28 protein-coding genes are annotated in these 25476 nt (G+C 68.3%); 17 read left to right on the top strand and 11 right to left on the bottom strand.

Translation table 11 applies throughout. The features are described 5' to 3' along the window. Positions 1-112: 112 nt before the first annotated feature. Positions 113-1570: a RelA/SpoT domain-containing protein gene (locus tag LR394_RS37095; protein ID WP_231449381.1), complete on the top strand. Its 1458-nt coding sequence runs from the start codon at positions 113-115 to the stop codon at positions 1568-1570. A 47-nt stretch (positions 1571-1617) separates the two neighbouring features. Here the strand turns inward: LR394_RS37095 and LR394_RS37100 are convergent, their stop codons facing one another. Further along, positions 1618-2352: a DUF7007 domain-containing protein gene (locus LR394_RS37100; RefSeq protein WP_231449382.1), complete on the bottom strand. Its 735-nt coding sequence runs from the start codon at positions 2350-2352 to the stop codon at positions 1618-1620. 535 nt (positions 2353-2887) lie between these two features. Between LR394_RS37100 and LR394_RS37105 the strand changes: the two genes are divergently transcribed. Continuing rightward, positions 2888-3223: an antibiotic biosynthesis monooxygenase family protein gene (locus LR394_RS37105; protein WP_231449383.1), complete on the top strand. Its 336-nt coding sequence runs from the start codon at positions 2888-2890 to the stop codon at positions 3221-3223. Between the two features lie 57 nt (positions 3224-3280). On the opposite strand, the gene LR394_RS37110 is transcribed toward LR394_RS37105, so the two are convergent. Beyond that, positions 3281-4252, bottom strand: coding sequence for a serine hydrolase domain-containing protein (locus LR394_RS37110; RefSeq protein ID WP_231449384.1), 972 nt, complete (start codon positions 4250-4252; stop codon positions 3281-3283). 107 nt (positions 4253-4359) lie between these two features. Here LR394_RS37110 and LR394_RS37115 point away from each other — a divergent pair, with 107 nt between their 5' ends. The 6 genes from LR394_RS37115 to LR394_RS37140 all read left to right on the top strand — a co-directional run bounded on the left by LR394_RS37115 (position 4360) and on the right by LR394_RS37140 (position 10845). After that, complete coding sequence (locus LR394_RS37115) at positions 4360-5382, top strand: LacI family DNA-binding transcriptional regulator (protein WP_231449385.1); 1023 nt, start codon at positions 4360-4362, stop codon at positions 5380-5382. A gap of 156 nt (positions 5383-5538) precedes the next feature. Beyond that, positions 5539-6870, top strand: coding sequence for an ABC transporter substrate-binding protein (locus LR394_RS37120; RefSeq protein ID WP_231449386.1), 1332 nt, complete (start codon positions 5539-5541; stop codon positions 6868-6870). Beyond that, positions 6867-7814, top strand: a complete 948-nt coding sequence (locus LR394_RS37125; protein ID WP_231449387.1) for a carbohydrate ABC transporter permease — start codon at positions 6867-6869, stop codon at positions 7812-7814. Before LR394_RS37120 ends, LR394_RS37125 begins: the two co-directional genes overlap by 4 nt. Continuing rightward, positions 7811-8698, top strand: coding sequence for a carbohydrate ABC transporter permease (locus LR394_RS37130; RefSeq protein ID WP_231449388.1), 888 nt, complete (start codon positions 7811-7813; stop codon positions 8696-8698). The genes LR394_RS37125 and LR394_RS37130 overlap by 4 nt, the downstream gene beginning before the upstream one ends. 3 nt (positions 8699-8701) lie before the next feature. Then, positions 8702-10012, top strand: coding sequence for an L-fuconate dehydratase (locus LR394_RS37135; protein WP_231449389.1), 1311 nt, complete (start codon positions 8702-8704; stop codon positions 10010-10012). Further along, complete coding sequence (locus LR394_RS37140; protein WP_231449390.1) at positions 10009-10845, top strand: amidohydrolase family protein; 837 nt, start codon at positions 10009-10011, stop codon at positions 10843-10845. Before LR394_RS37135 ends, LR394_RS37140 begins: the two co-directional genes overlap by 4 nt. Here the strand turns inward: LR394_RS37140 and LR394_RS37145 are convergent. Then, positions 10830-11225: a hypothetical protein gene (locus LR394_RS37145; protein WP_231449391.1), complete on the bottom strand. Its 396-nt coding sequence runs from the start codon at positions 11223-11225 to the stop codon at positions 10830-10832. The two genes, LR394_RS37140 and LR394_RS37145, sit on opposite strands and share 16 nt — an antisense overlap. A gap of 88 nt (positions 11226-11313) precedes the next feature. Between LR394_RS37145 and LR394_RS37150 the strand changes: the two genes are divergently transcribed. After that, entirely contained in the window at positions 11314-11769 is a 456-nt protein-coding gene (locus LR394_RS37150) for a GNAT family N-acetyltransferase (protein WP_231449392.1), read from the top strand. A 30-nt stretch (positions 11770-11799) separates the two neighbouring features. On the opposite strand, the gene LR394_RS37155 is transcribed toward LR394_RS37150, so the two are convergent. Beyond that, positions 11800-13107 carry a type III PLP-dependent enzyme domain-containing protein gene (locus tag LR394_RS37155; protein ID WP_231449393.1) on the bottom strand — a complete coding sequence of 436 codons (1308 nt, stop codon included), beginning with the start codon at positions 13105-13107 and terminating at the stop codon, positions 11800-11802. 256 nt (positions 13108-13363) lie between these two features. Between LR394_RS37155 and LR394_RS37160 the strand changes: the two genes are divergently transcribed. Next, positions 13364-13744: a nuclear transport factor 2 family protein gene (locus tag LR394_RS37160; protein WP_231449394.1), complete on the top strand. Its 381-nt coding sequence runs from the start codon at positions 13364-13366 to the stop codon at positions 13742-13744. Here LR394_RS37160 and LR394_RS37165 read toward each other — a convergent pair. Together LR394_RS37165 and LR394_RS37170 are read right to left on the bottom strand one after the other, a co-directional pair. Further along, the gene (locus LR394_RS37165; RefSeq protein WP_231449395.1) at positions 13741-14448 is read right to left on the bottom strand and encodes a GOLPH3/VPS74 family protein; all 708 of its coding nucleotides are present in this window, start codon (positions 14446-14448) and stop codon (positions 13741-13743) included. The two genes, LR394_RS37160 and LR394_RS37165, sit on opposite strands and share 4 nt — an antisense overlap. Positions 14449-14528: 80 nt before the next feature. Further along, positions 14529-15962 carry an AAA-type ATPase lid domain-containing protein gene (locus LR394_RS37170; RefSeq protein WP_407937194.1) on the bottom strand — a complete coding sequence of 478 codons (1434 nt, stop codon included), beginning with the start codon at positions 15960-15962 and terminating at the stop codon, positions 14529-14531. Positions 15963-16125: 163 nt separating this feature from the next. Between LR394_RS37170 and LR394_RS37175 the strand changes: the two genes are divergently transcribed. The 3 genes from LR394_RS37175 to LR394_RS37185 are packed head-to-tail and all read left to right on the top strand — an operon-like array spanning position 16126 to position 18928. Further along, the gene (locus LR394_RS37175) at positions 16126-17151 is read left to right on the top strand and encodes an amidohydrolase family protein (RefSeq protein ID WP_231449397.1); all 1026 of its coding nucleotides are present in this window, start codon (positions 16126-16128) and stop codon (positions 17149-17151) included. Next, positions 17151-17906: a metal-sulfur cluster assembly factor gene (locus LR394_RS37180; RefSeq protein ID WP_231449398.1), complete on the top strand. Its 756-nt coding sequence runs from the start codon at positions 17151-17153 to the stop codon at positions 17904-17906. Before LR394_RS37175 ends, LR394_RS37180 begins: the two co-directional genes overlap by 1 nt. Beyond that, positions 17903-18928: an NAD(P)-dependent alcohol dehydrogenase gene (locus tag LR394_RS37185; protein WP_231449399.1), complete on the top strand. Its 1026-nt coding sequence runs from the start codon at positions 17903-17905 to the stop codon at positions 18926-18928. The genes LR394_RS37180 and LR394_RS37185 overlap by 4 nt, the downstream gene beginning before the upstream one ends. Before the next feature lie 222 nt (positions 18929-19150). Here the strand turns inward: LR394_RS37185 and LR394_RS37190 are convergent, their stop codons facing one another. Together LR394_RS37190 and LR394_RS37195 are read right to left on the bottom strand one after the other, a co-directional pair. After that, positions 19151-19681 (bottom strand): RNA 2'-phosphotransferase, encoded by a 531-nt coding sequence (locus LR394_RS37190; RefSeq protein WP_231449400.1) that lies wholly within the window; start codon positions 19679-19681, stop codon positions 19151-19153. After that, positions 19678-20526 carry a LysR family transcriptional regulator gene (locus LR394_RS37195; RefSeq protein ID WP_231449401.1) on the bottom strand — a complete coding sequence of 283 codons (849 nt, stop codon included), beginning with the start codon at positions 20524-20526 and terminating at the stop codon, positions 19678-19680. The genes LR394_RS37190 and LR394_RS37195 overlap by 4 nt, the downstream gene beginning before the upstream one ends. Positions 20527-20626: 100 nt before the next feature. Here LR394_RS37195 and LR394_RS37200 point away from each other — a divergent pair, with 100 nt between their 5' ends. The 3 genes from LR394_RS37200 to LR394_RS37210 are packed head-to-tail and all read left to right on the top strand — an operon-like array spanning position 20627 to position 21939. Continuing rightward, the gene (locus tag LR394_RS37200) at positions 20627-21139 is read left to right on the top strand and encodes a hypothetical protein (protein ID WP_231449402.1); all 513 of its coding nucleotides are present in this window, start codon (positions 20627-20629) and stop codon (positions 21137-21139) included. Next, entirely contained in the window at positions 21117-21557 is a 441-nt protein-coding gene (locus LR394_RS37205) for a hypothetical protein (RefSeq protein ID WP_231449403.1), read from the top strand. Before LR394_RS37200 ends, LR394_RS37205 begins: the two co-directional genes overlap by 23 nt. Before the next feature lie 58 nt (positions 21558-21615). After that, complete coding sequence (locus LR394_RS37210) at positions 21616-21939, top strand: chorismate mutase (RefSeq protein WP_231449404.1); 324 nt, start codon at positions 21616-21618, stop codon at positions 21937-21939. A gap of 13 nt (positions 21940-21952) precedes the next feature. On the opposite strand, the gene LR394_RS37215 is transcribed toward LR394_RS37210, so the two are convergent. After that, complete coding sequence (locus tag LR394_RS37215) at positions 21953-22840, bottom strand: tetratricopeptide repeat protein (RefSeq protein ID WP_231449405.1); 888 nt, start codon at positions 22838-22840, stop codon at positions 21953-21955. A 132-nt stretch (positions 22841-22972) separates the two neighbouring features. Here LR394_RS37215 and LR394_RS37220 point away from each other — a divergent pair, with 132 nt between their 5' ends. Continuing rightward, positions 22973-23488: a hypothetical protein gene (locus LR394_RS37220; protein ID WP_231449406.1), complete on the top strand. Its 516-nt coding sequence runs from the start codon at positions 22973-22975 to the stop codon at positions 23486-23488. On the opposite strand, the gene LR394_RS37225 is transcribed toward LR394_RS37220, so the two are convergent. Both LR394_RS37225 and LR394_RS37230 read right to left on the bottom strand, forming a co-directional pair. Beyond that, on the bottom strand, positions 23485-24141 hold the full coding sequence (locus LR394_RS37225) for a response regulator transcription factor (RefSeq protein ID WP_231449407.1): 657 nt from the start codon (positions 24139-24141) through the stop codon (positions 23485-23487). The two genes, LR394_RS37220 and LR394_RS37225, sit on opposite strands and share 4 nt — an antisense overlap. After that, positions 24129-25412 carry a sensor histidine kinase gene (locus tag LR394_RS37230; RefSeq protein ID WP_231449408.1) on the bottom strand — a complete coding sequence of 428 codons (1284 nt, stop codon included), beginning with the start codon at positions 25410-25412 and terminating at the stop codon, positions 24129-24131. The genes LR394_RS37225 and LR394_RS37230 overlap by 13 nt, the downstream gene beginning before the upstream one ends. Positions 25413-25476 lie beyond the last annotated feature (64 nt).

Genomic DNA, 25476 nt, shown 5'->3' on the forward strand with positions numbered 1-25476 from the left:
GGCCTTGACCCTGCGTCGCCGTCTGTACGCCGTGCGGGTAAATCCGAGAACCTGGAGCCGCCAGAATACCGGTTCTCTCAAGCTACTTTGAGCGCCGCCCGAAACTGCGGACATGACCCATGGGACGAGCCCGGACGCCGACACCCTGAGCCACGTCTCCGTCGCTCCCCACGTCCTGAACTACGCGGTAGATCAGCGATTCCTCGCCGACGTAGCCACCGAGACCAAGCAGTATCTCGAAGATCTGGCCAACGACCGTAGTATTCAGTTTCACCTGATCGAGGCACGGGCGAAGACTTTTGATTCGTACAGCGACAAGGCTGCGAAGATTGACGCCGCCGGACAATTGAAGTATCCGGAACCGCAACGTCAGATCACGGACTGCGTTGCAGCCCGGGTCATCGTCTTCACCGAGCGGGCACGAAAGGAGATCTCCGATCTCCTGGAACGCCGTTGCATCGTTTCGGAAATGCAGAATCCCGGTCATTCCAAGAACAACGGCTACGACAGCGATCACTTCATCATCACCGGCACGCAGGATCCCGCCGCGCTGCTGAGGTACTCCAACCTCGCCAAGTTCTTCCAAAAATATCCGGGCCTCGAAATACAGGTTCGTACGGTAGCGGGACACGCCTGGGCCGAGTACGAGCACGATGTCAAGTACAAGTCGAGCGATTACCGGGAACTGTCCCCCAGCAAGAAGGGCATCATCAATCAGCGTTTTGTCGAGTCCGGCGGTCTCCGTCGACTGATGGACCAAGTATTCAACGAGATCGACGACTTACTCTCGCCTGCCCCGGCAGCGGAGGCCACCGATGAGGACCAGGAGGGCTACGCCGCCGAGGGCGAGGATGCTGTAGATCCGGATCATGACCCGGACCCGCAACCGCTGATGCCTTACATGGTGGCCGAGCTGATCCGCAGCCGGTTCCCCGAGGACGCCGCGGACGATGCCGAAGCCATTCAGGAACTGACCAAACATTTGGAGGCGTTGAACGTCACCACGATTGGCCGACTCCGGTTGAAGCTCGCCGGTCTCAAAGAAGGCCAGGTCGCTCAGCGGATGGGCTACACGCCGGCGACCACCGGGATCCGGAAGTTCGACGACGAACTCCTAGCCATCTTCGCCGAGGCGTACGTGGAGCGAGCGGCAAGCGAAGATCGCCGGGAGACCTTGAGAATGAGGCTCCGAAGAGTCAAGGGCCAGTTCGCGATCTATTCGATCGAGGGTACCGCGGGAAGTGGAGCGAGCAACCCGATGACGGCCGCCGCGGCCGTGCGGGCGCTCGCCCGAATCGTCGCTATTCGGCTCGGACGCGAGAGCGCGCAGATTGAGAACGCGATCGCGATCAACAAATCCGCGATCTCGGCGGGCTCCAAAGCTCGCCAGGTCGACACCCCAAAGGGCCGCCTCTTCGTCAGCACGAACTTGACCCGCCAATATGCGGAGTCGCTGATGAGGACGCTGGTCACCAAACTGGCGGGCAGCAACGTCCAGGTCTTCAGGGCCGGAGACCTCATTCTTGAGGCGCCACCTACGCCACCCGTCCCACGCCCCGCCAGCGACTAGTTCATTGGGAATCCCAGCGGATAAAGGTCTTACGGACGACCTAGGGTTCAGGGGTGCTCGGGCCAGGCGCGGTGGCGTTCGGGGTCGACCGTGAAGCGGAATCCGGGGCGGGTGTTGTACTCACCTACCGGGATCAGGTGCCAGGTCAGGTCGTTGGGGTCCGCGTCGGGGGCGGCCTGCACTCCGACGAAGCCGGTCGGGACGCTGTCGTGCCATTCGCCCCAGACCTGGGTGGCAATCCGGCCGGCCTTGCGGGGGCCGATCGGGGTGCGGCGCACGGCTACGGCGGCGGAGGCGGTGGCCAGTTTCGCGGGGCCGGTGCTCGGGGCGGAGGCCGGGGCGAGCTGGGGTAGGCGGCGGGTCGGGAGCTGAGGGGCGGCAGTGACCGAGGTGAGGGCTTGCTCGACGGCTGCGGGGAGATCGGCCACGACGTCGGCGCCCGGGTTCTCGGCCTGGATCTGGCCTTCGGCCACGGCCGTGCGGTACTCGCTCGGGCGGGCCTGACGCTGCAGGGCGTGGGCGGCCTCGACGGTGCGGCGCGGGAACAGTTCGGGGAAGGTGATGACGACGATGGCCCAGTGGCCGTCGCGCTCGCCCTGGCCGTACCAGCCGGTGCGCACCCGCCAGGCGGGGTAGACCTTGTCGTTGGCCTGGCCCGGGATGAAGTACCCCTTGCTGGTGGCGGTACGTACGAGCAGGATGCCGTCCTCGCCCAGTTCCTCGCTCTCCTGGATGCTGCCCCAGGGGCTCCAGGCGGGGGTGAGGGTGCTCGGGCGTGACATGGTGCTGCCTCCTGCCGTCTTCGTAACCGGACCGTTGTGTTGTCCGGAGACCGCCCGGCTGTCCGTAACCGAGCGGATGTAGACGGTAACTGATGTTTGCCCGGAAGGGCAGGGGCTGCGTCCTCCCATTTCGAAAACCGTTCCGGCGTAAGCGCAGGTGAAGAGGGCCCCGTAGCCGCAGGGCGTGACCGAGAGCCCCGTCACGACGCCCGGTTCGGGCCGCTTCGCACCGGATGGGCATTACCGTTCGTGAACGGACCACCCTCGACGGGGCTGTGAAAAAATTTCAGTAGCAATGGACGTTCGGGTAGGCACCCGAGGCGTCCACACCGTCCGTTGCTGGTTCGGACCGAGTGCCGGCGGCGATCAGGCTGGCGCGCCGGTTGATTCGCGCGGGCAACATTCGCGAGAACAGGGCCATCAGCAACGCGAGCTTCGCCGGTGCCGACAACTCGCTGACTGGCGGAAGGACGAGGCCCGCACTTGTATGGCCGCGTTCACAGGCTTTGGGCCACTTCGGCCCTAGCATGACCAGATGCTCATTCAGCAGGTTCAGGTGGCCATCACGCCCGGTCAGCAGACCCGGTTCGAGACCGCTCTGCTCGAGGTCCGCCGGCTGGCCTTCCAGGCCCCGGGCTTCCGCCGCTTCGACGTGGCCCAGGGCGCCGACCAGCCCACCCAGTACCAGATCCAGGTCTTCTGGGAAACCGCCGAGGAGCTGGGCGATTACGTCACCTCGGACGCCTTCGAGCAGACCTGGGCGCCGGTGCACCCGTTCCTGACCAGACCGCTGCTGATCAACGTGTTCCTGGAACGCCCGAGCCTCGACTTCCAGGGCCCGGGCGTGCTGCCCGACGTGGTCGGCTACTGACCCGGTTTCCCGGCATCGCTGCTGACTCGGCCGAGGCAGCGGGAGTGCAGGAGGGATTCAGGCGCCGTGCTCGTCGAGCAGGCGGAAACCGGCCGCGTCCACCGAGGCCGAGGTGGCCGACAGGATCACGGCGCCGATGCCCGCCTCCCGGTCCATCCCCAGCCAGGTACGAAAGCCCCCGGTACCGCCGTTGTGCCAGGTGATCACCCGGCCCTTGTTCTCCAGGGTGATCCACGCGGCGCCGATCCGGGCCCCACTGCCCAGCGGAGCCACCGGGTCCAGGGCGTCCAGGCCGACCGTGCGCTCTTCCAGCAGCGCCCGGGCGAACTCAGCCATGTCACGGATGGTGGAGCGAATGCCCCCGGCCGGCGCCAGCGACTCCCCGGTCCAGGCCTCCCGCTTCCAGCCGCGCTTGGAGTGGCCGAGGAGCGAGGTGGGGCGCAGGTCGCCCGGGCTCGCCGCGATGTACCAGGACTTCAGGCCGAGTTTCGCCGCAATCCGTTCCTGCACCAGCTGCGGGTAGGTGGTGTTCTGGGCCCGGGCCACGGCGTGCCCGAGCAGTTCGAAGCCGAAGTTGGAGTAGCGCGGCCTGGGGTTGCCGACCTTGACCTCGGCGGCCTGCTCGATCGTCTCGTCCAGGGTTTCGCCGTAGGGGTTGCTGCCGTTCCACCACCACAGCGAACGGCGCAGGCCCAGCCGGGCGGGCGGCAGACTGGGCAGGCCGGAACGATGCTTGCTGAGGGCCTGCAGCTCGACACCGGCTACCGGGCAGTTCTTTTCCAGCGGCAGCAGCTCGCCGAGGGTGGTGCTGCCCTTCAGCACCCCGCGTTCCACCGCGTCACGGTAGAGCAGGCCGGTCACACCCTTGCTGATCGAGCCGATCTCGAAGTCGGCCTCCGCGGCGGCGCCCCACCCGCTGATGGCCACGTTGTCCCGGGCAACCGTGGCAACCGCCACGACGGGGTGCTTCTTACCCAGACTGCGCCGAACTCTCAGGGCCAGCGCAGTATCCCCCCACACGTCATTCACGGATACGCCCCCAGGAGACACCGGTCCATGGGCGCAATCCTGGCCGGACGGGCACCTCGCTGTCCACGCGCCACCGGCGAGCCCTCAGCGCGATTACAGTTCGGCGCATGGCCACCTTGGGGGACGTCGCCGCCCGCGCCGGCGTATCCATCTCTTCTGTCTCCAGGGTTCTCAGCAATCACCCGGCGGCCCGGATCAGCGAGGCCACCCGCCGCCGGATCGTCGAGGCCGCCGAGGAATTGCGCTATCGGCCGAATTTCGCCGGGCGGGCGCTGAAGTCGGCGCGCACCCAGGTGATCGGCCTGGTGCTGCCGGACCTGACCAACGCGCTGTCCACCGATCTGATGCACGGTGCGGAGGACGAGGCGCGTGAGCACGGATACACGATGCTGCTGGGGCGCTCGGATGCGCTGAGCCCGGTGAGCGAGGTGATCGCCCGGCTGATCGGTGAGGGCCGGGTGGACGGCATGGTTCTGCAGCTGGCGGACGGAGTGCCGGCGGCCGGGATCGGCGATCTCTTGGACACGGCGGCGCCGGTAGTGCTGCTGAACGAAACTCATCCCGGCCATGTCGGTTCAGTGGCGCTGGACGACGTGACCGGCGCCCGGATCGCCACGCAGCATCTGATCGAGCTCGGGCACGAGCGGATCGCCATGGTCAACGGCCTGCCCAGCTCGTTCACCGCGCAGCGCCGGCGCACCGGCTACCGCACCGCGATGAAGGCCGCCGGCCTGCGGGTACCGCGCGGCTACGAGACCCGGCTGGGCTACTTCGCGCCGGACGGCCGGGCCGCGCTGCGCCGGTTGATGACGTTGTCGCCGGCTCCGACCGCGGTGGTCGTGGCCAACGTCAATGCCGCGGTCGGTCTGCTGGCCGAGGCCCGGCAGGCCCGGATCGCCGTGCCCAGGCGCCTGTCGGTGATCTGTGTGCACGACTCCTGGACGGCCGAGAACACCTGGCCGCCGCTGACCGCGGTGCAGATGCAGTTCTACGCGATGGGCCGGGCGGCGGTGCGCAACGTGCTTGACCGGATCGAGAACGGCGTGCTGCGCGACGACGTGATCCTTGATCCGCCACCGCAACTCATCGTGCGCAACTCCACCGCCCGCCCACCGAGAGCGACCCGCTGACCAGCGCGGACGTCCGCAATCAGGCTCTCCCGGCCAGTCACCGACCGTGGTTTGTGAACCAGATCTCGTCAAACGATTGACCGCTGCCGAGGTCAGATCTAACGTTTGCGCAAGCCGGGCCGTGTGCACAGTGGAGTGCCGAAGGAGTCATCAGCGATGAAGTCCCGAACCCGAAAGCTTGCTCCCCGTACGGCGATCCTGGCGATCGCGGCGCTGGCCACGGCCGGCCTGGCCGCCTGCGGCGGTGACAGCGACAACGGTGACGCCCCCGCCCAGAGCGACTCCGGCGGCAAGATCACCGTCTGGGTGGACCCGCCTCGGGTGCCCGCCGCGCAGGCCTTCGAGAAGGCCCACCCGGAGATCGAGATCGAGATCAACCAGATCGACGGCACGGTCGGCGGCAAGACCTTGCAGCAGCAGTTCGCCCAGTTCAACCAGGCGGGCAAGGGCTGGCCGGACGCGATCTTCTTCCCCAGCAACGACGACATCGCCTGGGCCGCGGGCGCCCAGATCAACTGGGCCGCAGACCTTACCGAGCTTCTGCCCGAGGTGATCGAGGGCTACGACCCGGCCGTGCTGGCGCCCTGCGACATCGACGAGCGGATCCGCTGCCTGCGCAACGACGCCGCCCCGGACGTCTTCTGGTACAACGCGAAGTTCTTCGCGGAGAACAACTACGACCTGCCCACCACCTGGGAGGAGTACGCGTCGCTGGCGGTCACCATCGCCCAGGAACATCCGGGCAAGATCAGCGGCTTCACCGGCGACGCCTACGCCCCCGACCGCTACTTGTGGGCCAGCAACTGCCCGACCAACGCACGGCAGTCCGAGACCGAGGTGAAGATCGCCCTCGACGACCCCAACTGCTTGCGGGCCAAGGATCTGCTGGCCGAGATGTACGACGGCAAGGCCCTTTCCACCCTGGGCATCTTCGACGCGGACGCCGCCGAGGTGGGCAAGGAACTGGTGATGAGCCCGGGCGCTGCCTGGTGGGGCGACTACCTGTTCAACCAGACCTGGAAGATCCCAGCCGGCGAGATGACCGCGATCGAGCCGCTGAAGTGGGCGGGCGGCAGCGCTCCGGCCACCGGCAACGAAGGCGGCGGCCTGTGGGGCGTTTCCAACCACATCACCGGCAAACAACTGGAGAACACCCTTACCTTCGCCGAGTTCGTGGCCACCGACCCGGCCTGGCAGGTGGAACTCTCCACCGGTCTGCCGGCCTACGGCGGCGCCCAGGACGCGTGGGTGGAGAAGCAGTCCGCCGGCGAGTACTTCGCCGACAACGAGACGACTTTCGCGGCGATGAAGGCCGCGATCGGATACGTGCAGCCGGATCACGCGTACATGCTCTACAACACCGGCAGCGTCTGGACCGAGACGGTGGTGCCGGCCCTGGTCGACGGCAAGAGCATGGACGATGCGTGGTCGGCGTTCAGCACTGAACTCGTGAACCAGGCCAAGGCCATGGGGTACACGGTTCAGTGACCACCACGCTGAGCAAGCCTCTCCAGGCGGCGCCCAGCCAAGGGCGCCGAACCCGGGCGTCCTCCGAAACCCTGGGCGCCTGGACGCTGATGGCGCCCTACCTGGTGCTGCTGCTGATCGCCGGGGTCGTCCCGATCGGTTACGCGATCAAGACGTCACTGGAGCGCTCCCCCACGCCGCTCGACCCGTCCTCCGGTTTCGGTGGTCTGGACAGTTTCCGGACCGTCGTCACCGACTTCCGTTTCGTCGACACCTTCCTGAACATCGGTGCGGTGCTGGTGGTCTGGCTGCCGATCATGATGCTCGGGATCGTCGGCCTGGCCCTGCTGATCCACGCCAGCCCGGGTCGTTTCGGCGCCTCGATGCGGTTCGTCTACTTCATTCCCGGGGCGCTGGCCGGGATCGCGAACTTCGTGCTGTGGGTGTACCTGCTCAACCCCTCGCAGTCGCCGATCGAGTGGATCTGGGGCGTTCTCGGCGTGGACACGGTCAAGCAGGCCGTGGCCACGCCCGGGCACCTGCCGTTCGTGCTCGCCGCGATGATGTTCTTCCAGGGGGTGGGCTCGTGGATCGTGGTGGTCAACGGGGGCCTGAACTCGATCGCCGACGAGACCCTGGAGGCGGCCGCGATCGACGGCGCGAACGCCTGGCAGCTGGCCTGGCACATCAAGCTGCCGATCATCCGCCCGTGGATCGGGTACGCCGCCCTGATGAACCTGGCCTACGGCTTTCAGCTGTTCCTGGAACCGCAGCTGCTGGACCAGGTTTCCTCCAACGCCCTACCCGATCAATGGACGCCGACCCAGCTCGGCTATGCGTTCGCGTTCAGCAACTACAACTTCCCCGCGGCCGCCGCCATGTCGTTGATCCTGCTGGTGATCACGCTGGGGATCGGGATGCTGATCGTCTTTCGCAGCGGGCTGTTCGGGGATGAGGAACGATGAACCTGGGACGTCTGGCCCGCGTGGTCACGATGCTGTTCGTGGCCTCGTTCTTCGTCTTCCCGATCATCGGCTTCATCGCGATGGCCTTCCGGGACGCCGACCAGGTGGCGGCCGGCCAGGGCGGCTGGCTCGGTCTGGGCGGCGTCTCGCTGGACAACGTCAGCCACAGCTGGTCGCAGGTGAACGGGTTCGGGCCCTCCGGCGGGCTTTTCGTGCAGTGGATGCAGAACTCGATCATCGTCTCGGTGGGGGGCGCGCTGCTGGCCATCCTGGCGGCGATCCCGGCCGGCTACGCGATGGCCCGGCTGCGCTTCCGGTTCCGCCGGGCACTGCTGATGATCACCCTGATCACCATGGTGATGCCCAACACCGTCCTGGTGATCCCGCTGTTCCTGGAGGTGAACGCGGTCAACGCGATCGGCGAGCTGTGGCCGGTGGTGGTGATCATGGGGTTCTTCCCGTTCGGGGTGTACCTGTCCTACATCCACTTCATGACCAGCATGCCGGGTGAGCTGGTGGAGGCGGCCCGGCTGGACGGGCTGAACGAGGTCTCGATCTTCGCCCGGATCGCGGTGCCGATCTCCAAGCAGGCCTGCGTGCTGGTGGCCTTCTTCGCCTTCGTGGCCAACTGGACCAACTTCTTCCTGCCGCTGGCCCTGCTCTCGTCGAACCAGCAGAACAAGACCGTCTCGATCGGCCTGCAGGAGCTGATCGGCGCCAGCCCGCTGTTCAATCCGACCGTGGCGGCCGGGCTGGACGTCAAGCTCTACATGCCGCAGCTGGCCCTGGCCACGGTGATCGGCATGCTGCCCCTGCTCGCCGTGTTCCTCGGTGCCCAGCGTTATCTGATCCGTGGTGAGACCGTCGGTGCTGTGAAGGGTTGATGAATGACGAAGATCGTCGCCGTCGAGGTGCACGACGTGCGCTTCCCCACCTCGCTGTCGCTGGACGGCTCGGACGCGATGAACAAGGACGGCGACTACTCGGCCGCCTACGTCATCCTGCGCACCGACGACGTGGACGGCCTGCGCGGGCACGGTTTCACCTTCACCATCGGCCGGGGTAACGACATCTGTGTGCTGGCCGCCCAGCGTCGGGCCGAGCCGCTGGTCGGGCGGGACCTGGCCGAGGTGACCGGCGATCTGGGTGGCATCTACCGCGAGCTGGGCGCGGACTCGCAGCTGCGCTGGCTGGGGCCGGAGAAGGGTGTGGAACACCTGGCGATGGCCGCGGTGATGAACGCGGTGTGGGATCTGGCGGCGCGCGAGGCCGGGGTTCCGTTGTGGCAGTTGCTGGTCGGGATGAGCCCGGCGGAACTCGTGGACGTGGCCGATCTGCGTTACCTGAGTGACGTTCTCACTCGGGACGAGGCGCTTGAGCTGTTGCAGGAGATGGCTCCCGGTAAGGCTTCCCGCCTGGCCGAACTCCGGGCCACCGGCTACCCCTGCTACACGACTTCGGCCGGTTGGCTGGGGTATTCGGACGACAAGCTGCGACGGCTGTGCTCCGAGGCCGTGGAGGCCGGCTACGGGCACGTCAAGCTCAAGGTCGGGGCTTCATTGGAGGACGATGTCCGTCGGCTTCGGATCGCCCGTGAGGTCCTCGGTCCGGACCGGCACCTGATGATCGACGCGAACCAGGTCTGGGACGTTCCGCAGGCCATCGAGTGGGTGCAGGCGCTGGCCGGGTTCAGGCCGCTGTGGATCGAGGAGCCGACCAGCCCGGACGATGTGCTCGGGCACGCCGCGATCCGCCGGGCAGTGGCGCCGATCGGGGTGGCCACCGGGGAGCACGGGATGAACCGGGTGCTGTTCAAGCAGCTGTTCCAGGCCGGGGCGATCGACTTCTGCCAGCTCGACGCGGCCCGCCTGGCCAGCGTGAACGAGGTCGTGGCGGTGTATCTGATGGCCAAGAAGTTCGGGGTGCCGGTCTGCCCGCACGCCGGTGGAGTCGGTCTGTGCGAATTGGTGCAGCACCTTTCGGTGTTCGACTACGTGGCGGTGTCGGGTTCCTTGGAACAGCGGGTCACCGAGTACGTGGACCACCTGCACGAGCACTTCACCGACCCCTGCATCGTCAGGGACGGCCACTACCTGCTGCCGGCGCGGCCGGGCTACTCCGCCGAGCTGAAACCCGACTCGGTGCTGGAGTACTCGTTCCCGCACGGCACCTACTGGTCGAAGGGATTCCCTGCGTGATCATCGACGCCCACCAGCACGTCTGGGACCTCGACCGGGCCGACTACCCCTGGCTGGGCCCCGAGACTCCGCTCTGGAACCGCACCTTCACCTTCTCCGAACTGAAACCTGCGCTGGAACGTAACGGCGTGACGCACACCGTGCTGGTCCAGTCCGCCGACAACTTCGAAGACACCCAGCTGATGCTGTCAGTGGCCGACCAGCATCCCGAAGTCGCCGGGATCGTTGTCTACGTCCCGCTCGAGCAGCCCGCGATCGCCGAAACCCGGCTGACCGAGCTGCTTCAGGACCCCCGCGTGGTGGGCGTGCGCAACCTCATCCACAACCAGCCCGATCCCGACTGGATCCTGCGCCCCGAGGTGGACGAAGGCCTCAGCGTCCTCGAACGTGCCGGCGTCACCTTCGACTACGTGGCCGTGCTCCCCCGCCACCTCGGGCACGTGCCCACCCTGGTCGAGCGGCATCCCCAGCTGCGGATCGTGATCGACCACCTGTCCAAGCCACCCATCGGCGCTTCGGATGTTGAGCCCTGGTGGACGCTGATCGCGGAAGCTGCCGCCGGGCCGACCGTGTTCGCGAAGCTGTCCGGCCTGTATCCGGGCGATGCCCCCGACACCTGGACCGCCACGTCCATCCGTCCGTTTGTTGATCGTGCTCTTGAGGTCTTCGGGCCGCAGCGGCTGATGTACGGCGGTGACTGGCCGATCTCGGTGGCCGCGGGCGGGTACGACCGGGTGTTCGCCGGACTGGCCGAGGTGTTGTCCGGACTGTCCACCGCCGACCGGGCAGCCGTTCTGGCCGGCACCGCGCAACGCTTCTACCGCCTGCCCTGATCGGGCTGTGTTTCAGAGACGCTGGGCCGCAGGAACATCCAGAAGGTCAGCAATACGAACCCGCCGAACAGAGTGATGGACGGCAGGCCGATCGGGTTGAGCAGGAGCGCCGGATCGGCCGTCACCGCGGGCCAGGAGACGATCCAGTTCGCCGCCATGTCGAGGGCCATCACCACCGCGGCCAGAACCGCCCCGGCCCGGCGACGCTGCCAGATCAGGACGACGACCAGCGGGTCGAGCACGATCAGGCTGTGGAAGAAGACCTGGAACGGCAGGGCGTACTCCTGGTAGGCCGCCAGGCCCCCGGTGATCAGGTCGAACAGGTGAGCCAGGGTTCCCTCGCCGAACCCGATCAGGTATACCGCCCGAATCCATCGCACCCTGCGCAGGGTACTTCGCCGCCACTCGGTTGCCCGCCGGCCAGGAGGTCCCGTCGCCGGCCCTGGCGGGTCTGCCATGATCACCTGCATGCACCAGACCAGTTGGCAGCTCAGGCCCGTCGAAGCAAGCGACTACGAACGCTGGCGGGAGCTCTTCGCCGGGTACGCCGAGTTCTACGGCCTCGACCAGACCCCGGAGCAGGTCGACACGGTCTGGTCCTGGCTGCTCGACCCGGCCCACGAGATCGAGGGCATGCTGGTCGCGGGACCGGACGGCCGTCCCGTCGGCCTGATGCACTTCCGACGGTTCTCCAGGCCCACCAGCGCCACGGTCGGTGGGTACCTCGACGATCTCTTCGTGGACCCGCAGACCCGCGGTGCGGGTGCTGGCGACGCCTTGCTCGCGGGGCTGAAGTCGGTCGCTGCAGAGCGGGGCTGGAGCGTCGTGCGGTGGATCACCGCCGATGACAACTACCGGGCTCGCGGCAAGTACGACCAGCACGCCACCCGCACCACCTGGATCACCTACGACATGCCGGTGTAAAGCCGGTTGGGCGGCTTGGGAGCCCAGGGGTCAGAAGAAGGTGTGAATCAGGTCGACCACGTACTCCTCGTCGTCGATCACCGGGATCACCCGCCACTTGTCCAGCGTGGTGCACGGATGCGAGATGCCGACGTGGACCAGGTCACCCGGGCCCAGCTCCGCCTCGGCGGGGATGCTGAGGAAGGCGTGCTGGTCGTTCAGGGCGGTGACGGTCATGCCCTCGGCGGCGTATCGCGTGCCGTCCCGCCGACGGACCTCGCGGGGAAGCGGCAGGCCCTCATCGAATCCGGCGTCCCGGCGGCCTAGAAGCAGCAAGGCCAAGCCAGGTTCGGGGCGGGACAGCACGGGGGCCCAGACCGACAGGGCCGGTCTCAGCAGGGGGCCGTCGGCTCCGCGGCCGGCCGGGGTGACGGAGGCGTAGAAGCCGTCGTCGTGGATGGCGTAGGCACCACTGCGCAGCACTATCACCGGGTCGCCCTCCACCGCGGCCGTCATCAGCGTGGAGGCCACGACGTCGGGAAAAGCGCTACCCCCGGCGGAAACCACGTACCCAGGGGCCAGTAGCCCGGCGGCGAACAAGCTGGCGCCCAGCTCGGCGAGTTCGTGGCACCAGCCCGCCACCCGAGTGTTCTCCTCCGGGAGGCCGTGGTGGCCGAGCGTGCCCTCGTACCCGCTGACCCCCGCCAGATGCAGCTCCGGGCGGGCAGCCACCGCGACGGCCACCGCTCGGGCATCCTCGGGCGAGCGCGCGCCGGTGCGCCCGCCGGGGTGGCCGAGCTCGACCAGAACGTCCAGGGCACGGCGGGCCCCGGCGTGGGTCAGCTCGTCGGCCAGGAAGGCCACGCCCTCGGCAGAGTCGACGTTGACGTAGACGCTCAGCTCGGGCTCGGCCATCAGCCGGCGCGACAGCCAGGTGATGCCCGCCCGGTCGGCCAGCTGGTTGGCCACGACGAAGCGGTGCACTCCGTAGGCGTGGTAGGCCTGCAGCTGCGAGACGCTGGCCACGGTGATCGCCCAGGCGCCGTTCTCCAGCTGCTGGTGGGCGATCTCCGGCGACATGTAGGTCTTGCCGTGCGGGGCGATGCGCATACCGCGTTCGGCACACCAGTTCGCCATCGCGCCGATGTTGTGGGCCAGCGCATCGCGCTCCAGCACCGCCAGGGGGAAGGTGAAGTCCCCGCCGTGCAGCGGTACCGGGCTCTCGCGCAGCCGCTGGGCGCTCACCGTGCCCCGCGAGACCAGGGCGCCCCAGCCCTTCTCGGTGACGCCGACGCGCAGGTCGGCCAGTTCGTGCAGAGCCTTGGCCCGCATCCCGTTCACATCCGCCCCACCGTTCACTACGGTCTCCCCTCGCCGCAGGTCCCGACCGCACCGGGCGCCCGTGAGTTGCTCGTTCTGGCATCCGCCCGCCGCACGACACCGGGCGAAAACAGGCAAGGGACGCAACTGCGCCCGTTTATGAGTCAACACCACGACGTCTCTGCACGCCAGAGACGTGCCGCAGGTGCGAGACCGGTGGCGGTCACCGGGACCGCAGAGGCTCCCGAGGCGCCGGGCGCGGCCGCGGAGGCTCTGACGACATAGAGTCACCGCCATGAGCACCGCCCTGCCGACCGTCATCGTCCAATGGCTGGACCGGATCAACCACCGGGACGCGCAAGGAGCCGGCGAGTGCTTCGCCGAGGACGCCGTCTTCCACTACGCAATGCCGCACCCACCGGTCCGCGGCCGTGACGGCATCCGCGGCATGTTCGCAGGTCAGGCCGCCACCTACGTGAAGATCAGCTGGGAGGTGACGGCCTTCGCGGTGGACGGTCCCCGGGTCTGGATGGAACGCGTCGACCGGTTCTTCACGGCGCAGGGCCGCGAGATCGCGATCGAGTGTGCCGGGGTGGCCGAGGTCCACGACGGCCTGATCACCGAAGTACGTGACTACGTGGACCTCAGCACCTGGGAACAGCGCAGCAAATCCTAGGAACTGGCCGCGCCGCCGGCCGCCCCCGCCGAGGCGCCGGCGGCGATGACTGCGATGATCGTCACCACAGCGTCCTTGACCACCTTGGCGCCCCACTCCCCGTCCTGGATCGCCTTGCCCCGCTTGCGGATCTCGGACGACCAGGGCAGGGGCGGGTCCATGTCCTTCAGCGCGGGCTTGAGCGTGTCGCTGCCGGACAGCAGCGCGATCAGCGCACCCGAGCGCGGGCCCGGCTCGGCCCCGTCCGCCAACACCGCGCGGATCTCACGGCGCACCTCCTTCTCGTGGCTGTCGTTCACCGCCGGGTGCAGGGTGCGCGGAAACACACCGAGAATCTTCGTCTTCTCCTCGCGCACCATCCCGCGCTCGACCAGCCGGGCCGCGACCTTCTTGGGCAGACCCCGGCCGACCTTCTCCAGCACCGACATCCCGCTGCGCGGCTTCTCGGCGATCACGTCGAAGGCCTCCTGCAGCAACGGGTCGGGCAGCGGCCCGTCACCGGCGGTGAGGATCCTGCGGTTGGAGAACATGCTCTTCTTCTCCTCCTGGTCGACCCGGCCGAGCAGGCTCAGCTCGACCAGCAGGGCGCCCCCGAGGATGTAGTTCACAACGGTCTCACCGGCCACGTTGCCCTTCTCGTCGTGCAGCAGGAGCAGCATCAGGTCTTCGACGAGCAGCGTGTCGCCGGACGTGTACTCGGTCATGACGTCCCTTCGGCCGGGTGGATCGGTTCTGTCCGCAACGAATCAGAGTCCGGACCGACGGGTCACGTACCGCAGCGGCGCTACTTGGCCCGTTCAGCCCTGGGTGAGCGAATACCGTACTGGGCGATCTTCCGGTAGAGCGTGGCCCGGCCCATCCCCAGCTGGGCCGCCGCCCGGACCAACGTCATCCCGGGCTCCGCGAGACAGCGGATGATCTCGTCGCGTTCCAGCGTCTCCAGTCGGCTCAGCTTCCTCCCGGAGCTCGAGGCGAACAGTTCCGGCGGCAGATGCCGTACGTCGATCAGATCGGCCCGCGCGGCGGCCTCGCGCACCACCTTCACCAGTTCGCGGGTGTTCCCGGGCCAGTGGTACCCGGTCAGCGCTCGCGCGGCCGCGGAGGTGAAACCCACATCCCGGTGACGTTCGGCCCGAGCCACATGCTGCGCCACTGGCAGGACGTCGTCGGCTCGCGAACGCAGCGGCGGCACCTCCACGACGGTGTCCACCAGAACGGCCAACGCTTCCGGGATGGTCGCGTAGTCGGTGGCAGTGAGCATAAAAGCTTGAGGACGCTGGTCCGGCCGCAGTGCCCGGTTGAGGCATACGGCGAGCTCCTCGGCCGTCCACGTGGCCAGCGCCTCGACATCCGAGACGATCACGCAGGTGTCGGCTGCGTTCAGTTCCGGGGTCCACAGCGCGAGCCAGGCTTCGGTGTCATCAGGGGACGGGGGTCGCGCGGCCAGGATACGTTCGCGGCGGACGGTCTCCTGCCGGGCCTGGGTAGCCAGGGTTCGCTTACCCACGCCCGACTCTCCCACCACCGCCACAACCCGTCCCGCCTGGAGGGCCGTGCGCGCCTCCTGCAACGCGGCCTGCCAGACCCCGGAAACGCAGGGGTCCGCGCTGCCCGGCTGCACCCGGAACACCTCTCCCCGCCCAGCCGGCTGCGGACGATGCCCACCGGCCCGCAGCATCATCAGCGCTGAGGTGTTGGCCGCGGCGGCCTGGGCCAGCGCCAGCAGCAACCCCGACGAACGGTCCGACCAGGTGGTCAGGTTGACGCTGCCGGCCAGGTCCCCGCTGATCGGATCGAGCACCGGCACGGCCGCGCAGGTGTAGCCGTACAAGGCGGTGCAGAAATGATCGTGCCCCTGCACCAGCGTGGCGGTGCGATCGGCCAGGGCCAGCCCCAGGCCGTTGGTACCCGCGGTGCGCTCGCCGTAGGAGAAGCCGGGCGCCAGGTGCACCCGGTCCAGCGAGCGCACGATCGAGCCGTCCTCGCACAACCGGCTCAGCACCAGCCCGTCCGGATCGGTGATCATCAGGCTGAGCGGCTCGTTGGCCAGCGTGGCCTGCAGCCCGGTGAGCACCTCCAGGCCGCACTCGTAGAACAGCGAGCCGGTGTCCACACTGCCGGTGAAGGCCGGCTCGATGCGCTCGGGCGAGACCCCGTACCCCTCGCTCCGGCGCCAGGACGCCTGCACCCTGGGGGCAAACCTCCGCATGTCCGACATGACACCTCCGCGCTCCGTTGCGTTGGGCCCAACCTACGCCGTGCAGCGGGGTTCTCAACAGGTGTCTCGAATTGAGACACGAGGGGGCTGCCCAGCCGAGCACCGCGTCTCTAGTTTCGAAAAACGAAGCCGGACAGACTCTCCGACGATGTGGAGGACGGGCATGTACACCAAGGACGGCGAAAACTATTTCATCGTCGACGCACACGTCGCACTCTGGGACGCCTCCCCGGCCAACCAGCGCAACATCCACGGTAAGCAGTTCATCGACTGCTTCTACGACTACCACCGCAACCTGAGCCCGGAATCCGAGCTCTGGGCCTACGAGGAGTTCATCAGCTACACCGGCGAACGGCTGATGAAGGACCTGTTCCAGGACGGCTACGTCGATCACGCGATCTTCCAGCCGGCCCTGCTGGGCGCCTTCTACAAGAACGGTTTCGGCCAGACCGAGGCGGCCTTCGAGCTCACCCGCCAGCACCCGGGCAAGCTCACCTACAACCACGCCTACGACCCGCGTTTCGGCGAGGACGGCCTCAAGCAACTGCGTGAGGACGCCGCCCGGTTCAACCTCAAGGGCGTGAAACTCTATACCGCGGAATGGTTCGGCGACTCCCGCGGCTGGAAGCTGGACGACAAGTGGTCCTACCGCTACCTGGAGGCCTGCCAGGAACTCGGGATCGACAAGATCCACATTCACAAGGGCCCGACGATCCGCCCGCTGGACCGGGACGCCTTCGACGTGGCCGACGTGGACAAGGCCGCCACCGACTTCACCGACCTGACCTTCGTGATCGAGCACTGCGGCCTGCCCCGGCTGGAGGACTTCTGCTGGATCGCCACCCAGGAACCGAACGTGCACGCCGGCCTGGCGGTGGCGATGCCGTTCATCCACACCCGCCCGCGCTACTTCGCCCAGATCATCGGAGAACTCCTCTACTGGCTGGACGAGGACCGCATCCACTTCTCCAGCGACTACGCGATCTGGACGCCGCGCTGGCTCGTCGAGCGCTTCGTGGACTTCCAGATCCCGGCCGACATGGACGAGTACGCGCCGCTGAGCGTGGATCAGAAGAAGAAGATCCTCGGCCTGAACGCCGCTGCCCTGTACGACATCCCGGTGCCCGAGCACCTGCAGCTGGCCCAGCCGCCGCGGCCCGACCGCCAGCCCGCCGTGGCGGTGGCCTGATGGCTGCGCCGAACGAGTTGGAGGCGCGCGCCTGGAGCGCTCTGGACGCGGTGATGGACCCGGAACTCGACGAGCCGATCACCGATCTGGGGTTCGTCCGCTCGCTCAGCGCTTCGGATCAGGGCGATCTTCTGGTGCACCTGCGCCTGCCCACTTCCTTCTGCTCACCGAACTTCGCGTACTTGATGGCGAGCGATACGAAGGACGTCCTCGGCGGGCTTGCCGGAGTCGGCTCGGTGGTGGTGGAACTGGACGATCACCACGACTCGGATCTGATCAACGCCGGCCTGGCGGCAGATGCGGGATACCAGGGGACGTTCGGGCCCGAGGCGGAGGAAAGCCTGGACGAGTTGCGGCTCACCTTCCGCAAGAAGGCGCACACCGCAGCCATGGAACGTGCCCTGACCGCCGCGCTGAAAGCCAGCCCTGGCCTGGAACTGAACGCGACGCTGGCCGACCTTCCGGCCTCACCGGCCACCGAGGCCCTCAAGCGCCGCCGCCACGACCTGGGCCTGTCCCTGCAGCCGGACGCACCGGTCCTGGTCAACGAGGACGGCACCCCAGTTCCCCGTGAGCAGGCCGAGTTCCGGCTGCGCCGGGCCCGCTCCACCCGCATCTCGATCGACGGCAACGCGCACTTCTGCCGCGGCCTGCTACGCACCCGTTACCCCGGATCCGACGCCGACCAGAACCCGTGCGCGCACGGCGACACCGACGGCCGTCCGCTCCTCAGCTTGGAGGTCAAAGCATCATGAGAGCAGTCCAGGTCACCGGCTACCACCAGCCCCTGGCGATGACCGAACTGGCCCAGCCGGAGGTCACCGGCCCGTTCGACGTGATCGTGAAGATCGGCGGCGCCGGGGTGTGCCGCACCGACCTGCACATCCTCGAGGGTCAGTGGGCCGAGAAGTCCGGCGTGGCGCTGCCTTACACGATCGGGCACGAGAACGCCGGCTGGGTGGCCGCGGTCGGCAGCGCCGTGACCAGCGTGGCCGAGGGCGACCCGGTGATCATTCACCCGCTGATCACCTGTGGCCTGTGCCGGGCCTGCCGCTTCGGCGACGACGTGCACTGCGAGAACTCCCAGTTCCCGGGCATCGACACCAACGGCGGCTACGCCGAGTACCTGAAAACCTCGGCCCGCAGTGTGGTCCGGATCGACCCGTCGCTGCAGCCTTCCGACGTCGCCGCCCTGGCCGACGCCGGCCTGACCGCCTATCACGCCGCCGCCAAGGCCGCCCGCCGCCTGCGCGCCGGTGACCGCTGCGTCGTGATCGGCGCCGGCGGCCTGGGCCACATCGGCATCCAGGTGCTCAAGGCGATCAGCCCGGCCGAGCTCATCGTGGTCGACCGCAACCCGGACGCCACCAAACTGGCCCTGAGCATCGGCGCCGACCACGGCGTCACCGCCGACGGCACCCAGGTCGAGCAGATCCTGGAGCTGACCGACGGCAAGGGCGCCGAGGTGGTCCTCGACTTCGTCGGCGAAGGCGGCTCCACCCGTGAGGGCCTGAGCATGCTGCGCCGGGCCGGCGACTACCACGTGGTCGGCTACGGCGAGAACGTCGACGTGCCCACCATCGACATCATCTCGGCCGAGATCAACATCGTCGGCAACCTGGTCGGCTCCTACAACGACCTGGTCGAGCTGATGGCCCTGGCCGCCCAGCAGAAGGTCACCCTGCACACCAGCAAGTACCCCCTCGACCGCTTCCAGGACGCCATCGACGACCTGGACGCCGGCCGGGTCCGGGGTCGGGCGATCCTCGTCCCCTGACCGGCGCACGGCGAGAAGGCCCCACCTGTGGTGGGGCCTTCTCGTACGCGGCGGCTACTTCTTCTTCTTGCCCGACTTCTTGTTCTTGCCGGACTTCTTCTTGTCCTTCTTCTTCGCCATGGCTGTCCTCCATGATCGTCACGGTTGATTCAGAGCCCATCGGCGCCGAACGCCCCCGACTTGAGAACAAGCGCAGCCTGACTGGAGCGCATCGACGCGTGACTAGCGCTGTGCCAGGGTGGACAGCAGTGCTGGAGGTACGTGGTCGGTGAGCCAGACGCCGTTGGCCGCGCGGTAGAAGGGGTGACCGCCCTGGTGGGCGGCTGCGGCATCTACTTGAAGGACGACGGGGTCGCCTCGGCGGGCACCGACGGTTCGGGCGGTAGTCACGTCGGCGGACAGATGAACGAAGCGGCGGCCCATCGGCAGGAGCCCTTGGGTGGTGATACCGAGCCGGGCGCCTGGGTGCGTGCCGTGGTAGAGGACGGCGGGTGGGGCCAAGGGCTCGAGGCCTAGGTCGACGTCCAGGGAGTGGCCCTGGGCAGCACGAATCCGGTTGTCCCGCAGTTCAAAACGTTGCTTGTCCGAGGTGGCGACCAACTGTTCCAGGTCCTCACGGTTACCGACGCGACCGTGCCGGCCAAGAGCGTCTACAAGCTCGGTGACGTCCACCCAGCCACCGGCGTCCAGGTGCAGACCGATCGCTTCCGGGTGATGCCGCAGAAGGTAGCTGAGGTAACGGCTTTCGATCACGGGACACTCAGGTGATGGAGGACGTCGGTGGGCAGGTCGGTGCGCTCGGGTCGCCACACTGCCCAGTATCGGACGTCGGGCAGGTCCCGGATCGGTATCGCGACGACGTTCTCGGGAGCGGACACGCAGCCGTTGACCACGGCGGCGCCCAGGCCGAGGGCAACGAAGTGGGTCATCAGGTCCCAGCCGTCGACCTCGGCGGCGACCGCGATGGAGACGCCCGCGTCGAGCAGGGCGCGGGCGAGTTCTTGGCGGTGGGGACGTTCGGGCGGCGGCAGGAGCAGCGGCAGACCTGCCAGGTCCTTGAGCGTGCATTGGGCTTGCGCGGTGAGTGGGTGACCGGCGGGCAGCATGAGAACCTGGGGGTAGCGGGCGATCTCGGTGCTGGCCAGGTGCGGCGGGGGCGGCCGACTGCCGAAAACCCCGACGTCGGCACGGCCTGCTGCGACCTCCGTGATGGCCTGTTCGCGGTTGGCGGTGCGGACGTGGAGCTCGCGGCCGCTGTTCACCAGCCCTCGCACCCCTTCGCCGATCACCCAGCGGAAGGTTCCGTGGCCGGCCGCGATGGTCAGTGAGGTCGGTCGGCCGTCAAGCTCGGCGATGAAATCCTTTGCCCGCCGAACGTTCTCCTGGGCAAACCAGGCCAGCTTCTCCCCCGCCGGGGTCAGCCGCAGGCCGCGTCCGTCCCGTTCGTACAACGGTGTGCCCAGTTCGCGGGCGAGCTTGCCGATCTTGGCGTGCAGGGAGGGCTGGGCCAGGTGCAGTTCGGCCGCGGCTGCGGTCAGGTTCAGGTGCCGGGCGAACACAGCAAAGGCCCTGAGCCCGTCCGACTCCAACGCATCCATAGGCACAAACTAGCGGCGAACGTCCATTTGCTAGTTCCGCTCTAGATCTCATCGCGCCACGCTGGCTGCCATGAACAAAGATCGACAACCTCGGCTGGGGGTGGACATCGGCCGCGTGATCATCGACGGTACGGCGCATCCGGGCGGCGGCGACACCGCGTTCTTCTCCGGCGGCGAGGCGGTCATGCTGGCAACGCCGCAGGTGCCCGGGGCCATTGAGACGATCGCCCGGCTGAGCGAATGGTTCGGCGGACGGGTGTGGCTGGTCTCCAAGTGCGGGCCGAACGTCCAGGATCGTTCCCGGCGCTGGCTGGCCGCTCATGACTTCTACGCCCGCACGGGGGTGCCGGCTGAGAACCTGCGGTTCTGTCGCGAGCGCAAGCACAAGCGCAGGCATTGTGTGCAACTGGGTCTGACGCACTTTGTGGACGACCGACCGGACGTTCACGCGGCGATCACCGACGTCGTCCCTCATCGGTATTTGTTCGGGCCCCAGCGCACGGGGGTCGCAGTGGATGCCGTCCGCGTCCCGGATTGGGCGGCCGTAGAGGCCTTGATCGTGGGTCAGTTGCGGGGCATACCGTTGGGGGATGGAACACCAGGACGACGCTGACTGGCCGGCCCGACGACGAGAGGCTTTCGAGGCGCACGAGCGGGCCCGGGAACGAGCCGAGGCAGCGGAGGAACTGCAGGCCAAGGCGCTGGTGGCGGATTTTGTGGTGCACGTGCGGGAGCTGGGGCTACCGCCGGAGCCGTTGCGGGCACGCGCGTACAACGGCTCGGCGACCTTCCGGACCGGTCTGAGTGGGTGGTATCTGCAGCCCAACGGCTCGCTGGGGATCGGGGAGGACGGCCTGTTCTACGTACTGATCACGCCCGGGGGTCTGGCGACCTGGCTGCGTGGGGCGCAGATCGCACCCTCGGCGCCGCCGCTGGCGGTGGGGCGGGGTGCGCGGGACGGTGAGTCGATGTCGTTGCGGGAGCTGTTGGACCGACGTCTGGCAGCCGGGCTGAAGTTCCGTCGCGTCTGATACCGGATATCGTGGCCCGACTCGCGAACAACCGGCACCGAACTGTGAGGAACCACGTTTGACCAGCACCGACCGGCCGGATGGCCAGCAGGACGTCTCGGCCACCCTGCGCGAGCTCCGCGAGAGCATCGACAACCTGGATGCCACGCTGGTGTTCCTGCTCGCCGAGCGATTCAAGATCACCCAGCGGGTCGGGCACCTGAAGGCCGAGTTCGGCCTGCCGCCGGCCGACCCGCAGCGGGAGACCGAGCAGGTGCGCCGGCTGCAGCGGCTGGCCGAGGAGGCCCACCTGGACCCGGTCTTCGCCGAGAAGTTCCTGAACTTCATCATCGCCGAGGTGGTCCGTCACCACGAGTCGATCGCCCGGAGCGTCAATTCCTGACGTCCGGCAGGACTTACGAGATCAGGCGGACGGCCCGGGATTCCAGATCCCGGGCCGTTTCCTCGTCGCCCAGGCTGCGCAGCACCGAGGCCAGGTTGCGTAGGTAGGTGTCGATCACGCCGTGCCCGCTGCTCTCACCCAGGGTGAGCGCCTGACGGGCCAGCGGACGGGCGGCGATCGGGATGCCGAGGTGGGCCGCCAGCATCACGGCCAGGTTGTTGCTGTAGGCCGCGGATTCCGGCCGGCGGATGTTGTCCTGCCGCTCCACCAGCTGGGTGGCCTTGGACAACGCCGTGCGAGCGCCTTCCGGGTCGCCGTTCAGCAGCCGGGCCTTGGCCAGATTGCTCAGCACCGCCGCCAGCTCCGGCCCGGCCGAGCTCTCCTGCTCGGCGATCGCCCGGGCCCGCTCCAGCATCGTCTGCCCGGCCTCGAGTTCCCCCAGCCGCAGCCGCACCAGGCCCAGGTTGTTCAGGTGCCGGGCCACCCGCAGGTCCTCCCGGCCGAGCGCGGCCACCGTCACGCCCAGGGCCCGCTCCAGCAGCTCGGCCGCCTGCTGCCACTCGTTCACCCGGGCCAGGGCGATGGCCAGGTGGCCGAGTTGGGTCGCGGCATAAGGGTGATCGGCGCCCACGGCCTGCTCGGTCAGGGCCACCGCCCGCGCCGCCAGCGAGCGCACCCGGGCGCCGTCCTGGCGCAGGAACATCGCGAAGGCCACGCCGTTACCGCGCAGCACCACGCGCGGGTGGGCGGGCAGGCCGGGCTCGTGCACCTCGACCAGCACGCGGGAGCTGAGGGCGCGGTCGTCGGCCGCGTCCCACACGTCCAGCAGCAGCACCGCAACCGCCCGGGGCAGCGTGGGCGCGCTGCTGTGCAGGCGGAGGATCTCGGCCGTGTCTTCCATTTGCACAGTGAACCATCAGAAAGTGTCCAGCGGTCGAACTACCCCGGCGGCCAGGGGCAGACGCAGGAGTTCCTTGAGGCCGGCGGCGGCCCGGCCGACCGCGAAATGAGGGCAAGGCCATACTTGGCCGACGTGAGCACTCCTGGGCGTTTCTTGGTGTTGCACGATTACGGGATGGGCGGGCTGTGGTGGTGGGTTCACGCTCCGTCGGCCGAGGCCATCCTCGAAGCGGTGGCCGAGGTTGAGGTGATCACCGACCCGGAGACCGTCGAACGAGTCTCGACCTGGGACGATGTCGCCGAGGTGAGCCTGGACGCGTCGGGCGACTCGGCGTGGAAAGGCCTGGTGGCGCAGCGCACGGCCGAACGCCAGGATCCGGACTACGGCAAGCTGATCGGCCAGGGAACGGTGTACCTACGCAGCGCTGAGGACGGCATCACCTACCTCACGGAAGTGAATGCTGATGGCATCCGCACCCGTGAGGTGGGCATTCTTCCCGACGGCCGGCAACAGCGCAGCGACGACTGGCCGCTGAACCCGGCCTTTGACCTGCGCAGTCCGGAACTCGCACGTCAGGCGCTGCTTTCGGCGGCCGACTTCGAGGCGCACTGGCAGCGGGCCGAGCCGGTGCCCGATCACTGGGACTAGCGGCGGTCGCCGTCCTCCAGGTATTTCAGGACGGCGACCACGCGCCGGTCCGTGTGGTCGGTGGGGGCCAGGTCCAGCTTGGCGAAGATGCTCCGGATGTGCTTGTGCACAGCCCCTTCGGTCACCACCAGTTTCTCGGCGATCGCGGTGTTGCCCAGCCCCTCGGCCATCAGGGCCAGCACGTCGCGCTCGCGCGGGCTGAGACGTTCCATTCCCGGGTCGGGCCGGTTGCGGGTCATCAGCTGGGCCACCACCTCCGGGTCGATCGCGGTGCCGCCCTCGGCCACCCGGTTCAGCGCGACCAGGAACTCCTCGACCCGGCCCACGCGCTCCTTCAGCATGTACCCCAGCCGGTTGGCCCCACTGGTGAGAAGGTCGGTGGCGAAGGACTGCTCGACGTAGGCCGACAGCACCAGCACCGACAGCTCCGGGTGCCGGCGCCGGGCCTCGACCGCCGCCACGATGCCTTCGTCGGTGTGGGTGGGCGGCATCCGCACGTCCACGATGGCCACGTCGGGCTTCTGCTCGTCCACCGCCTCGAGGAACTGCTCCGGCCCGGCCGCGGTGGCGACCACGTCCAGCCCTTCGGCCCGCAGCAGCGACGCCAGTCCCTCCCGCAGCAGCGCGTCGTCCTCCGCGATCACGATCCGCACGGCAACTCCACTTTCAGCATCGTCGGTCCACCCACCGGGCTGCTGACCGAGACGCTGCCGTCGTGCGCCTGCACCCGCCGCCGCATCCCGACCAGACCGGAACCGGCACTCTCGTCCGCTCCCCCGCGCCCGTCGTCCTCGATCTCGATCAACAACCGCTCGTTACGGCGGCGCAGCCTAACAGCGGCCGCCGACGCTCCCGAGTGCTTGGCCACGTTGGTCAGCGCCTCGGCCACCACGAAATACGCGGTGGCCTCGACCGATGCGGGACAGCGGCCCGGCACCTGGACGTCCACGACGGTGGCGACTGCGCAGTTCGTGGCCAGGCCCGACAGCGCCCCCGCCAGCCCCCGGTCCTCGATCACCGGCGGCAGGATGCTACGCACCACCCCCCGCAGTTCCTTCAGTGCCTCCTCAGCCGCGTCCTGTGCCTGGGCGATGATCTGGTCCACCGTGGCCCGGTCCACGTTCTCCCGGGCCAGGGCCCGCCGTGCGGTACCGAGCAGCATCGTGACGGCCACGACCTTGTTCTGCGTACCGTCGTGCAGCGAGCGCTCGATCCGCCGCAGTTCGGTGGCGTGCGCATCCAGCGCCGCCGCCCGTGACGACGTCAGTTCCGCGATCCGGCCGCTCAGGTCGACCCCGGGCGGTGGGCTCAGGAACCGCCGGCCGGGCCGGGCCTGCAGCCTGGCCATCGCCGGGCTCAGCCCCAGCAGGATCGCCGTCCAGCCCACGCCCATCATGAACACGATGAACACCTGCGGCCAGGTGTCCACCACCCACACCCCGATCGAGGCCGAGCCCATGCCGTCGGGCAGGAACGGGTACCAGAGCGGGAACGACAGGTCGCGCACCGCCAGCAGTGGCAGCATCAGCCCCCAGAAACCGAGGAACAGCCCGCCCAGGCCGTGCACGGGCAGCCACTTCAGCTCACCCCGGGTGGACGGATCCCGCAGTGCCGCGCGCAGATTCGTGACCCGGTGCACCGGACCGAGCACCGGGGTACCCCAGCGGCCGAGCCGGGCCCGCTCGCGGGCAGCCACGCTGTGCACCATCTGCAGGGTGACCGGGACCAGGAGCAGCCCGATCCCGACCAGGCACAGCAGCGCCGTACCGAGCACCATGAAGCTGGTGAACAGCGCCAGCAGTGCGGTGTTGACTCCGCCGCCCATCTCTTCCAGCGCCGTGATGGCCCGGTTGGAGGCCTGCCCCAGCGCCTCCCTGGGGCTGAGCCGCTCCCGGGTGGGTTCCATCCCCTGTGCCTGATCCACACCACGAAGGTAGCGGCCGCCCCCGACAACCTTGATCGTGGCGAGGACACCCCCGAAAAGGTGA

It is taken from the genome of Kineosporia babensis (genome assembly GCF_021129305.1).
In the GTDB taxonomy this organism is placed as follows: Bacteria; Actinomycetota; Actinomycetes; order Actinomycetales; family Kineosporiaceae; genus Kineosporia; species Kineosporia babensis.

Coding starts and splice junctions, on each gene's coding strand:
- LR394_RS37175 (WP_231449397.1), top strand. CDS start 16,126: ATGTACACCAAGGACGGCGAAAACTATTTCATCGTCGACGCACACGTC.
- LR394_RS37195 (WP_231449401.1), bottom strand. CDS start 20,526: ATGGATGCGTTGGAGTCGGACGGGCTCAGGGCCTTTGCTGTGTTCGCC.
- LR394_RS37150 (WP_231449392.1), top strand. CDS start 11,314: ATGCACCAGACCAGTTGGCAGCTCAGGCCCGTCGAAGCAAGCGACTAC.
- LR394_RS37130 (WP_231449388.1), top strand. CDS start 7,811: ATGAACCTGGGACGTCTGGCCCGCGTGGTCACGATGCTGTTCGTGGCC.
- LR394_RS37170 (WP_407937194.1), bottom strand. CDS start 15,962: ATGTCGGACATGCGGAGGTTTGCCCCCAGGGTGCAGGCGTCCTGGCGC.
- LR394_RS37205 (WP_231449403.1), top strand. CDS start 21,117: ATGGAACACCAGGACGACGCTGACTGGCCGGCCCGACGACGAGAGGCT.
- LR394_RS37105 (WP_231449383.1), top strand. CDS start 2,888: ATGCTCATTCAGCAGGTTCAGGTGGCCATCACGCCCGGTCAGCAGACC.
- LR394_RS37120 (WP_231449386.1), top strand. CDS start 5,539: ATGAAGTCCCGAACCCGAAAGCTTGCTCCCCGTACGGCGATCCTGGCG.
- LR394_RS37185 (WP_231449399.1), top strand. CDS start 17,903: ATGAGAGCAGTCCAGGTCACCGGCTACCACCAGCCCCTGGCGATGACC.
- LR394_RS37215 (WP_231449405.1), bottom strand. CDS start 22,840: ATGGAAGACACGGCCGAGATCCTCCGCCTGCACAGCAGCGCGCCCACG.
- LR394_RS37180 (WP_231449398.1), top strand. CDS start 17,151: ATGGCTGCGCCGAACGAGTTGGAGGCGCGCGCCTGGAGCGCTCTGGAC.
- LR394_RS37095 (WP_231449381.1), top strand. CDS start 113: ATGACCCATGGGACGAGCCCGGACGCCGACACCCTGAGCCACGTCTCC.
- LR394_RS37135 (WP_231449389.1), top strand. CDS start 8,702: ATGACGAAGATCGTCGCCGTCGAGGTGCACGACGTGCGCTTCCCCACC.
- LR394_RS37100 (WP_231449382.1), bottom strand. CDS start 2,352: ATGTCACGCCCGAGCACCCTCACCCCCGCCTGGAGCCCCTGGGGCAGC.
- LR394_RS37160 (WP_231449394.1), top strand. CDS start 13,364: ATGAGCACCGCCCTGCCGACCGTCATCGTCCAATGGCTGGACCGGATC.
- LR394_RS37165 (WP_231449395.1), bottom strand. CDS start 14,448: ATGACCGAGTACACGTCCGGCGACACGCTGCTCGTCGAAGACCTGATG.
- LR394_RS37115 (WP_231449385.1), top strand. CDS start 4,360: ATGGCCACCTTGGGGGACGTCGCCGCCCGCGCCGGCGTATCCATCTCT.